Raw genomic sequence first — 9,100 nt, 5'->3', positions numbered from 1 at the left:
GTCGCCAGAAAGGGTAAAGGTGGACGACTTTTACGCCGCCCGCAGCAGGATCATCCCGCCGCTACCGTGGCCGACTTTTGCACCGCCGTTCTCAGTCCATTCTTGCAGGCGCTCGTACAAATCGCCTTGGTCATCGGCCGAGGTGAAGAGCGAAGCCAGGTCATGCCAGTTGCGTAGGCTGTCGTCCGCTGCAAAGGCATTCTGCCGCACGACTTGCTGGATTAGGTTCGTCTGCGAGGGGCTAAGAGGCCGATCAGCCCGATGAACCAAAGCTGCCAGCCAGCCCGAAAGCCATGCCTGGCCGCGCTCATCAACTTCTGTCGAGAGGGGATTAAGACCTGTGGGCTCACCGGCTTTGATGGACGCATAGCGCCCCCCATTGGCACGAACAGCCATTTCCATGCCTGTCCGGTAGTCAAACACGAAGATCCGAGCCCCGGCGCGACGTGCTTGCGTCATCAGAAAGGCCGACAAGACGGATTTACCCGCGCCTGAGCGGCCCAAGAACAGCGTATGTCCGCCCGTTGGCTCCTGGTCGGGCTTTCCCTGCTCATGATAGTTGAAGCGGAATGCAGAGCGTTCAGGAGTAGGGAACATCGTGACGACCTTGCCCCACGGCACTTGCGTCCATTGCTTTCCAAGAGGGGTGCGATGGAAGGCAGTAAAATCAGCGAAATTTCTATTGGTGATCGTGCCCTTGCGGCTTCTGGCATGAGCATTTCCGGGGTGCTGCGCGAAGTAGTGTGTCTTGCTTGCGAAGCTCTCCGTAATGAGATTAACCCCCTCAACCGAAGCCGTGTTCTTGATCTCGCCACAGACGTTCGAGAGACTTGTTTCGTCGTTCGCGAACACGGCAACAGTCATATGGTGGTTGCCAAAATTCATCCGCTTGGCCGAGAGGTCATCGAGCGCCGTAGGGAGTTCTTCGAGCAAAGAGGTTGCGCCGTCATTGGCCGAGACACGCAGCCGCATCTGCCGCTTAATGCGGCCTTCCATGATGTTGCTGTTAATAGGGGTGAATGAATGCGTGATGACCATATCAACGGGCAAATTCAGCTCATCGAACATGGTGCAGCGGGTTTTTTCCGGGTAGTCTTTGATGGCAAAGATTGCCCCGATACGTGCCCCCGTCGTGCCTTCGCTGAGAAAGAACCTGTCCTGTTTGAACGTCACCCGCGTGTTTGCCACGTTTTCTGACACCAAAGTGGTACGAGGACCGCGATACAGGGGCAGTTCCTTTCCCGTATTCAGCGCCCCTAGAAAACCCAACAATTCTCCCGAAGGCTCATCTAGCAAGCGGGGGTTCATGTTAGAGAATGTTGACATGAGAAAGCGGACAATCTCACTCAGGCGGGTCAGGCGCTTTTCCGTTTGGACTCGGAGTTGAGCGACAGAGTTTTTGGAGCGGAAGGGCAGCTTGCCTCCTAAAGCCGGAGGACGATGGAGAACCGTCAGAGTAAGCGTCTTGTCCCGCAGTTCCTTTTGCTCAAGGCTCGCCCGCCACCGCTGATCGACAGCAGCAGCGAAACTGTCACCCTCGATAGGCTCCAGGTCCGGGCGGATACGCTTTGAGACCTTGTGAACATAGAACGAGCATTCAGTTCCGATACGAGCAATCACCGAGGCGAAGAGGGCGCGTATACGATCAAGATAATCGTCATCCATCGTGTCGCTGTTCACGCCGTCCAAGCGAATGCACTGGAATAGCTCATTGCCGCGTGTCCGAACCGTATGTTGGTCCACGAGGCTTACATAAGGCAGCATAGCCCCTAATTTGGCTTCCCGCGAAAACCACTGAGGCAGAAGGGCGCTGGCATCGAAATTCGTGTCACGGGGCATAGCTGTCTCCGCCGTGGATTTTCCGGTTAAGTGTTGGGCGCGTGACCTGCAGAGTGGTCGCAACCACATCGAGAAAGTTTTCATCCCAATCTGCGGCTTTCCACAGCAGGGGGTAGGCAAGCGCGGCAATAGCCGCGATTACCCAATGCTGAACCCAGAGAAAGACCAGAACAGACCCAAAGAGCCAGACCATCGCATACATGATCGGCAAGCCGAGCAGCTTGGGAGGCCGGACTAGCCCGAGAAACAAGTGAGACTGTTCTGCCATCTGAGGGGCCTCCCGTCAGGACCAGATTGCGGAAACAATCGTCGGCGCAGCGGCAATCCCTGCGATAGCGACGATCACCCACATGGCCTGCCGGAAGTCGAGAATTCCGAAAAGCCAGGACAGGAACACACCGATCAAAGCAAGCGTGCCGATCACGATGCCAAGGGGGCCGGTAATTGCGTCAACGATGCCTTGAAGCACGTTTTGGACCGGCGAGAGGTCGATGCTTTGCGCCAGTGCGGGCTGCGCTGCGATGAGCAGCAGCGCGCAGAGCGCAAGGAGCATATTGGGGTTAAGGGTTTTAGCGAATTTGGCCTTCATTAAAGTTCTCCTTCGAGCCTGTTAAAAACCGCGAGAACGCGACGAACGTGATTTTGCGTTTCTCGGTATGGTGGGATACCGCCGTGCCGCGCGACTGCATCTGGACCCGCGTTGTACGCGGCCAGCGCAAGGCGTGCGTCCCCAAAACGAGCCAGCATTGCAAGCAGGTAGCGCGCTGATCCGTCTAGGTTCTGTTGCCAGTTGTGAGGGTCCACACCTAAATCTGATGCGGTAGCTGGCATGAGCTGGCCTAGCCCGATGGCGCCAACATGGCTGCGCGCTTTGGGGTTGTAGGCACTCTCGATTTCTATGTTTGCTTGATAGAGCAACCGCCATTCGCCTGCGCTGATGTTGGCGCGGCGCAGCGCAGGATGACCCGCATACCGCATGGCAGTTTCGTGGATGCCGTAAAGGATTTCAGGTCGCGGCGCGACCGATCTGGGCGCAATAGCAGCGAGGCGGAAAGACCCTTCGCCTTCGACTGCTTCACTAACTTCAGCAGAGGGACGGCCAAACAGCTCAAGTTCACCAGCAGGGTTCTGGCCGATGCCGTCTTGGTAGGTACGGGTGAAAGTCCGCTGCGGGGTGGAGGCAACGAGCCGTCCATCCCCCTGCATCACCATCACCATGCCTTCTGCAAAGGCCGTGTTGGTGCCGAGCGTCAGGACGAGGCTAACCGCCTTTAGAAGAAGAGCCTTCTGCAAGAACGTGGACGGTTCTGCCGCCTTCTTGCATGGGAATGTGAGCGGATGCGAAGCCAATTCCTTCAAGGAAGGAAATGAGCCCATTTGCCGTCTTGAATATGCGAAGGGTGATTTCTTCTTCGCCTTTCCGGCGACGGCCGGGAACGAGCAACTTTTCCACTGAGTTTTCGGGATTAACTGCGCGTATGAACCATTCTCCGTACCAGACAGCATTGTGCCGATAGGCTGCCGCTCTGCATACGACTTCAGCGTGATAGCCCCGTCGTAAGAGGCTCTTGAGCTGTGTCTCCGTAACCACATTCGGTGCTTCTTTGCTTAAGTCCCCTGATCTCACGGCCAACGCGTCCCCCATCAGACTAACGGACCGTGAACCCTTCTCGGGCACTTCAGTCCTACCTCATTATAACTCGGGGCGCAACATTGTAATGTTGCACCTTGCAGAAACTTCTGATCTACCTGGCTACTGTAGTGAAAAGTGCCGATTTACCCAATGAACTAAAGGGATATGTCCCATGCCTTGCCTCCTCTGCCGATGTTACAGCGTTATAATTTCAGCCCTTCTGGCTGCTTCCGTGGCGGAAGCCAACACGTGTTTTCCGCCTGTTCAGCCCTATGTCCCACAGGAGCCTGAGGCAGTACGCGAATACTCGGAACTCATCATGCAGGATTTTGAGACCTACTTTTCACAGATAGGCGTTTACCTACAATGCCTTGATGAAGAGCGGCAACGCGCATTCGTTGAGGCGCAAGAGGTTTCGGAGCAGTATCGGAAATTCTTCGCGGCCACTGGCCGGTGAAACTAAATCGCTGTGTCGGCAATTTTCCGCACAGTCTTTCGATCAATCTGAAGCTCGCGGGCAATCCAGCGGTGACTCTTTCCTTCAGCCAGATGGGCGTGAACCCGCTTGGCTTGCCTGCGAACTGTCGGGGCATCCCCTTTCTGGCGACCGAGCTTTTTTCCGCGCGCCTTCGCCCGCGCCAACCCGGATCTAACTCTCTCGCCCAGAAGGTCAGCCTCAAACTGTGAGATTGCAGACAGAAGCGTGACCATGACCCTGCCAGTGGGCGTAGCAAGGTCAACTTCAAAGCCATTCAGCGCCTTCAATGACACACTCCTTGCCGCCAGCTCATCGAGCGTCTGCATCAGGTCTTGGGTTGATCGCCCCCATCGCGAAAGCTCTGTCACCAAGACTGCCGCAATCTCGCGCCGCTGTGCCAGGGCCATGACCTTCTTGCGTTCAGGTCGCGCGTCAGTCTTGCCGCTCGCTGTCTCGGTGAACACGCCAATGACGCGATACCCGCACCTGGTCGCGAATGCCTCCAGCTCGGCCACCTGCCGAGTGCAGTCTTGCTGTGCGGTCGAGACGCGCGCATAGATGGCAACAGGGTGGTCCATTTGAACCTCCTTCATTTTGCGGCTCTGATCCTTAGCAATAGCGCCTCCTGCCGGTGGCCCATTTAGTCATACGTCTTTTTCCGCCACTCTGCCAACCGGAGGCATTAGTGGCCCAGCTAACGAGACTTGCACATCAAACCCGCTAACGGTAGACATTATAGTTACGCTTCCCACGTTATAGGAAGTGACGGAGCAACCGGGAGTTCATATGTTCAACATGGCCCGCACCACCGCGCTTAGTGCCGTCATTGTGGCATCGAGCCTAACGGCGACGACTTCACCATCCCCTGTGCAGGCGCAGACCTATGCGATCGACTGCGCAATCTTGCTCTGCCTCGCAGGTGGATTTCCGCCCTCCGTGCCGTGCGCACGGGCACGCGCCGAGTTCATTCGTCGCGTCACACCTTGGCCTGTGGAGCCGCCGCTGCAAATCTGGCGCTGCCCGATGGGGGTTTCTTACAAGGTTGATCCTTCAGAGAGCAGCGCGGCGCGGCTCTACGAGGTTCTGTTTGACGGTATGGAAGGCGCGCCACTTCAATCTCTTCCTGCGCAGCCTTTTGACAGGTTGGAGCCTGAGCCTGCGATCATCCGCAATAGCGGTGGGACCGCGCAGCGCCTTCCTGACGGCTTCTTGCTGCAACTAATCCAAGACGGGGAGTTCAGCACGGACAACGGCACGGCCGACATTGACATCAGCAGCAGCGCCTTCGATTTCGTCCGCTCGATCCGCGTCTACAACGTGACTGCAAGCCAGCTATTGCAGGGTAGCGACGGAGGCTACTGCACTCGCAGCGGAAGTGTCCGGCTTGGTTCTTACGGAACACAAGGCGACTTCCGTTGGGACAGAGCCTCGCACTCATCCCTTCCCGCAGCTCACACCGGACTGGACGGCTTCGGAGAGGACTGCCCGAGGGTCTTTCACCGCTCAGTTTTTGTGGACTGGCGCGATCATGCAGGGAATTACGGCTTTGAGCAGGTCAACTACTAAGAGTAGGGTCCGGCAAAGCGGTTAATACTATAATTGCGACAAGCTACCTAAGCGAGTATGCCTGTTGCAGTAACCATAAGAATCAAAAGGGACAGAGCAGCTACCCACAAAAGAAGAACCCCCGCAAGGCGGCGACCAAGCGAGGGGGGGTGCTAAAGAACCTAGGAATTGGCGTTCCGAACGGTCCACACAACATTGTTCAGGACCGGTTCTAGCATCCTCCCGATAGCCAAACAAGCCAAAAACGCACCTGTGCGAACAGGGAAGCGGTGCCGCGTCGCCTTGTCCAACATCGAACCGGGACAAGCAAAATGAACTACTCACCACAAGCGTCGCTGCCTCAGGGCATGACACGACGAGATGTTATCGCAGTCATCAGCGAGATTGGACCGCATCTGAACTTGAGCGGCGCAGCAGTCTATGTGCTGACCAAGCTGATCGGTTGCACCAGTGACAAGCACTGGACCGAAGCCAACGCAGAGCCGACTTTCTACGGCACTCAGGACACAATGGCGGAGCGCCTGCACCTGTCGGCACGTCAGCTACGCAACCACGAACGCAACTTTGAACGCCAGGGCCTACTGATCCGCGACACGAAAGCGAACGGTGCGCGCGAAGCTGGCACAGGCCGGGGCTTGCGTTTCACGCCCATCAAAGCACGGTTCTCAGAGCTGCTGGCTCTACGCGATCAAAGGCGGGCCGACACTAAGCACATGAAGGAGTTAAAGAGCCTTCGCAGCGTCCGTCTCCGTCGCTTCAAAGAAGCAATGGAGCGGCTGTCACCCGAAGCATCAGATGATGCGGTTGTGTGCTGCATCGTTTCACGGTTCGAGGCTTGGCCGCGCTCAGATCGTCTAATGTCCCTTGGCCTGGAGCGTCTTGAGGCGCATGTCGCAGAGGCCGGTGCCCTCTGTGGAGAGCTTGAGGAATGGCTTGAAAACCAACCTAATGCTTCCTGCAAACCGGCAACAAACTTCCGGTCCTTTATACAAGAGGACAGTGAAGAAACCTTATCTGTAATCTGTACCGAGGGCATGGATAGAAGGAGCGCCGGTAAACCGGCGCACGACAGCTTGCGTAAGGCGGAGCCTATCGGCTCCGAAGAATGCTTAGAAAATGAGGGTGCAGCCGAGAGCGGTGTCATCAACCCAAAAGTTGAGGCGCTTTTCGAGCCAGAGCAGCTATTTCAGCTCTCATCCAGCGACTTCCAGACCGCGCTTAGCATGAGATCCAATGAGGTGACGGTTGAGGCAGTCATCGAGGCCGCACACGATATGCTTTGCCCTCTCGGAATCAACTACTCTGCATGGCGGCTGGCCTGTGGAGTGATGGGACGCCACGCGGCCGCGCTGTGCGTCCTTCTGCTGGATGCGAACCGGGACCACCCCCAAACGCCCGTCAGGAACGCGGGCGGCGCCCTGAGGGGCATGATCCGGGCACACCAGCGCGGCAAGCTCAACTTGGTTGGTAGCATGATCGGCCTTCAACGCCGCCGCGGTTTCTAACATGCTGTCGCTAGTTGGTCGGACGCTCGCCAAGCCGGTTGCTAAAGCCGGATTGCGCGGGGTTGCAGCTAAACACGCCGAGCTGCCCGCCCTCGGGGTCATAAGCGACCATAGTGCCTTCGAGCAGTTCAACACCTTCCGCCGGTTCCAGTGGCCGAAGTTCGACCTCAGGATTGAGCCCTTGGAACGTCCTGTGTGCCGCGTCCTCGCACGCACTCAGGTCAGCGAAATCTGCCGTGATGACCTCCGAACCTCCGAAGTTGAGCAGGACCAGGATCAAGATGATTTTCATGCAGCGCCTTTCCAAAAAGAAAGAGGACCGGCGCCTGACGGCCCCGGCCCTCTCGGAGAACGAAGCAAAGCCTCTTCACCTTCCACGATCATCGGCATCCCTGCCTGTACCGCATTGCGTCAATATCATAGTATGTGCACCCACACAATAAGGATGCAGATCATCCCTCATCATCTTCCTCTAAATATCCTCGGGGGAGCGCCGTGAGGCGCGGGGGCAGACAGCCCCCACTCTCAAAGAATTTTCAAGGAGACAAATATGCCAGACCCAAGAGAAGTTGATTTCACCCAATCTCATTGGTTGAGAAAGGCCAAGGCAGAGCTGCTGCTGCGTGACCCCGTTGATGCAGTCAATGATGTTGAGGCGCTGCTGAAGTTCGTTGAGGCCAACTTGCGGCAAATCCTTTCTGAACATTCTCAGACAGCGGCTAGCTCTGAACAATGAAGATCACTCACGACGACACCACCTTCACCATGAGCGGCCTGCATTGGACTGCTGCTTATCCCATCGAGGAGCTGCCAAAGTGGCTTGCGTTTTATCGCCGGCAACGCCGAGACTTCCCAAAAGCTGGCACCGCTTATGACGCCGCGATTGAAGGACTGGAGAAGCTTGCCAACCAGCTTAGGGTTGAGGTGGAGCCTTCACAGCCTGGCTCGCCCTGAGACGGAGCCGAAATCGAGGCTTCGGTCGGCTGCACCGCCCTGTACCTGCGACTAAGGACGGCGAAGTGCCGTTTTGATCCTGGCGATTAAGAAAGCGGCTTGATTCCAGTTTCCGCTACAAATGCTGCGCCCATAATTGAAGGATTCAGCGTGGAGTTGACCGTTTCTACCGTAGGCTGGTTGGTACAAGCAGTCACTCTGACTTCCCTGGAAGCTCCGAAAGGGAGATTTGCCACCATCGTTTGCCAAATTATGACCGAATTCGCCGTTTGAGAGTAAACCAACTCTGTGAGGTCGATGCGATCATCTTCAAGATACTGAAGTAGGTAGACAGTGACGCTTTTATCAAAAGCCGTTAATTCGGGATGCGTCATCAAAAAGACTGCCGGGCCGTCCCAAGGAAGTTCAGCAAGTGGGCGGGCCTCTGCTCTATGCTCCCAAAGCTTGATAGCATCGTCAGCTACGATACCAAAATCATAGACATTTCCCAGAGCCGCTGCCATTTGCAATGCTGCACCTGTATTTTCAAGGTGCTCTTGAACAGTGCTGCCAAAGGAACGGAAACTTTCTAATGCAACAATGCTGAACGATGTAGTCCAAGCTTTTCGCAAAGCTTCGACGCCCTCTTTATGCTGCTTTTGAAGATTTGCGTCAGGCGCTCGCTCACTTAATTTAAGTTCGTTGAAAGGTGCCACTCTCATTATCAGTCTCACTCGCTCATGCTTCATTAACTATCTTCCCATCATGAGTAATTGAGCTACATGAGCAAGCAGCAATGAGGGCGCATCCCGTCCTTTGGCCGGGACCGCGCTCTAGGCTTGTCCGGCTGGCGCCGGCCTGCGCCCCGAGCCTGGACGCCCTGCCTTCCTTTGCGCTTTTTCCCGCGCCGCCTGTCTCTCCGAGCCAGCCCGCGCGGGGCGCAATAGTCAGCCAGCGCATCCAGTCTCGGCCCTGCGGGTAACGATCGCATTGCGCGGCCAGACCTTACCACAGGTCCACTCGCCTCCCTTCGCTCTGTGATGGCGCGTCCAGCTCGCGGCCCTGCAAGGCCCGCCGCCAGGGCGACGGGCTGGAAAGCTCTGGCCTAAGAGATTGCGGAGATCCCCGAGCTGCGCACGGTGATCG

Annotated in this window: 10 protein-coding genes and 1 pseudogene; 4 read left to right on the top strand and 7 right to left on the bottom strand. The window is 56.6% G+C overall.

Annotated features, from left to right (window positions below; all coding sequences use genetic code 11):
* Positions 1–84: 84 nt before the first annotated feature.
* From SY26_RS19475 to SY26_RS19450, 5 genes and pseudogenes are all read right to left on the bottom strand, one after another.
* Positions 85–1,839, bottom strand: a pseudogene (locus SY26_RS19475) (type IV secretion system protein B4); the annotation flags it as partial.
* Positions 1,829–2,107 (bottom strand): type IV secretion system protein VirB3, encoded by a 279-nt coding sequence (locus SY26_RS19470; RefSeq protein WP_046001941.1) that lies wholly within the window; start codon positions 2,105–2,107, stop codon positions 1,829–1,831. The gene SY26_RS19470 and the pseudogene SY26_RS19475, both read right to left, overlap by 11 nt.
* A 15-nt stretch (positions 2,108–2,122) precedes the next feature.
* Positions 2,123–2,392, bottom strand: a complete 270-nt coding sequence (locus tag SY26_RS19465) for a TrbC/VirB2 family protein (protein ID WP_232303429.1) — start codon at positions 2,390–2,392, stop codon at positions 2,123–2,125.
* A gap of 35 nt (positions 2,393–2,427) precedes the next feature.
* Positions 2,428–3,057, bottom strand: coding sequence for a lytic transglycosylase domain-containing protein (locus SY26_RS19460; RefSeq protein ID WP_046001944.1), 630 nt, complete (start codon positions 3,055–3,057; stop codon positions 2,428–2,430).
* Between the two features lie 874 nt (positions 3,058–3,931).
* On the bottom strand, positions 3,932–4,528 hold the full coding sequence (locus tag SY26_RS19450) for a recombinase family protein (protein WP_046001939.1): 597 nt from the start codon (positions 4,526–4,528) through the stop codon (positions 3,932–3,934).
* A gap of 208 nt (positions 4,529–4,736) precedes the next feature.
* Here SY26_RS19450 and SY26_RS19445 point away from each other — a divergent pair, with 208 nt between their 5' ends.
* Both SY26_RS19445 and repC read left to right on the top strand, forming a co-directional pair.
* Complete coding sequence (locus SY26_RS19445) at positions 4,737–5,516, top strand: hypothetical protein (RefSeq protein ID WP_052715409.1); 780 nt, start codon at positions 4,737–4,739, stop codon at positions 5,514–5,516.
* 311 nt (positions 5,517–5,827) lie between these two features.
* The gene (gene repC, locus SY26_RS19440) at positions 5,828–7,021 is read left to right on the top strand and encodes a replication initiation protein RepC (protein ID WP_084693978.1); all 1,194 of its coding nucleotides are present in this window, start codon (positions 5,828–5,830) and stop codon (positions 7,019–7,021) included.
* Positions 7,022–7,031: 10 nt separating this feature from the next.
* Here the strand turns inward: repC and SY26_RS19435 are convergent, their stop codons facing one another.
* On the bottom strand, positions 7,032–7,313 hold the full coding sequence (locus SY26_RS19435) for a hypothetical protein (protein ID WP_046001937.1): 282 nt from the start codon (positions 7,311–7,313) through the stop codon (positions 7,032–7,034).
* A gap of 258 nt (positions 7,314–7,571) precedes the next feature.
* Here SY26_RS19435 and SY26_RS19430 point away from each other — a divergent pair, with 258 nt between their 5' ends.
* Positions 7,572–7,757, top strand: coding sequence for a hypothetical protein (locus SY26_RS19430; protein WP_046001936.1), 186 nt, complete (start codon positions 7,572–7,574; stop codon positions 7,755–7,757).
* Positions 7,754–7,975, top strand: coding sequence for a hypothetical protein (locus tag SY26_RS19425; protein WP_046001935.1), 222 nt, complete (start codon positions 7,754–7,756; stop codon positions 7,973–7,975). Before SY26_RS19430 ends, SY26_RS19425 begins: the two co-directional genes overlap by 4 nt.
* An 86-nt stretch (positions 7,976–8,061) precedes the next feature.
* Here the strand turns inward: SY26_RS19425 and SY26_RS21425 are convergent, their stop codons facing one another.
* A complete protein-coding gene (locus SY26_RS21425; protein ID WP_157020559.1) occupies positions 8,062–8,670 on the bottom strand; it encodes a hypothetical protein in 609 nt (202 codons plus the stop codon).
* Positions 8,671–9,100: the final 430 nt, after the last annotated feature.

This window comes from Paracoccus sp. 228 (assembly GCF_000967825.1).
Lineage (GTDB): Bacteria > Pseudomonadota > Alphaproteobacteria > Rhodobacterales > Rhodobacteraceae > Paracoccus > Paracoccus marcusii.
This window is presented reverse-complemented; position numbering and strand designations above follow the sequence as displayed.

Coding starts and splice junctions, on each gene's coding strand:
- SY26_RS19470 (WP_046001941.1), bottom strand. CDS start 2,107: ATGGCAGAACAGTCTCACTTGTTTCTCGGGCTAGTCCGGCCTCCCAAG.
- SY26_RS19465 (WP_232303429.1), bottom strand. CDS start 2,392: ATGCTCCTTGCGCTCTGCGCGCTGCTGCTCATCGCAGCGCAGCCCGCA.
- SY26_RS19460 (WP_046001944.1), bottom strand. CDS start 3,057: ATGGTGATGGTGATGCAGGGGGATGGACGGCTCGTTGCCTCCACCCCG.
- SY26_RS19450 (WP_046001939.1), bottom strand. CDS start 4,528: ATGGACCACCCTGTTGCCATCTATGCGCGCGTCTCGACCGCACAGCAA.
- SY26_RS19445 (WP_052715409.1), top strand. CDS start 4,737: ATGTTCAACATGGCCCGCACCACCGCGCTTAGTGCCGTCATTGTGGCA.
- repC (WP_084693978.1), top strand. CDS start 5,828: ATGAACTACTCACCACAAGCGTCGCTGCCTCAGGGCATGACACGACGA.
- SY26_RS19435 (WP_046001937.1), bottom strand. CDS start 7,313: ATGAAAATCATCTTGATCCTGGTCCTGCTCAACTTCGGAGGTTCGGAG.
- SY26_RS19430 (WP_046001936.1), top strand. CDS start 7,572: ATGCCAGACCCAAGAGAAGTTGATTTCACCCAATCTCATTGGTTGAGA.
- SY26_RS19425 (WP_046001935.1), top strand. CDS start 7,754: ATGAAGATCACTCACGACGACACCACCTTCACCATGAGCGGCCTGCAT.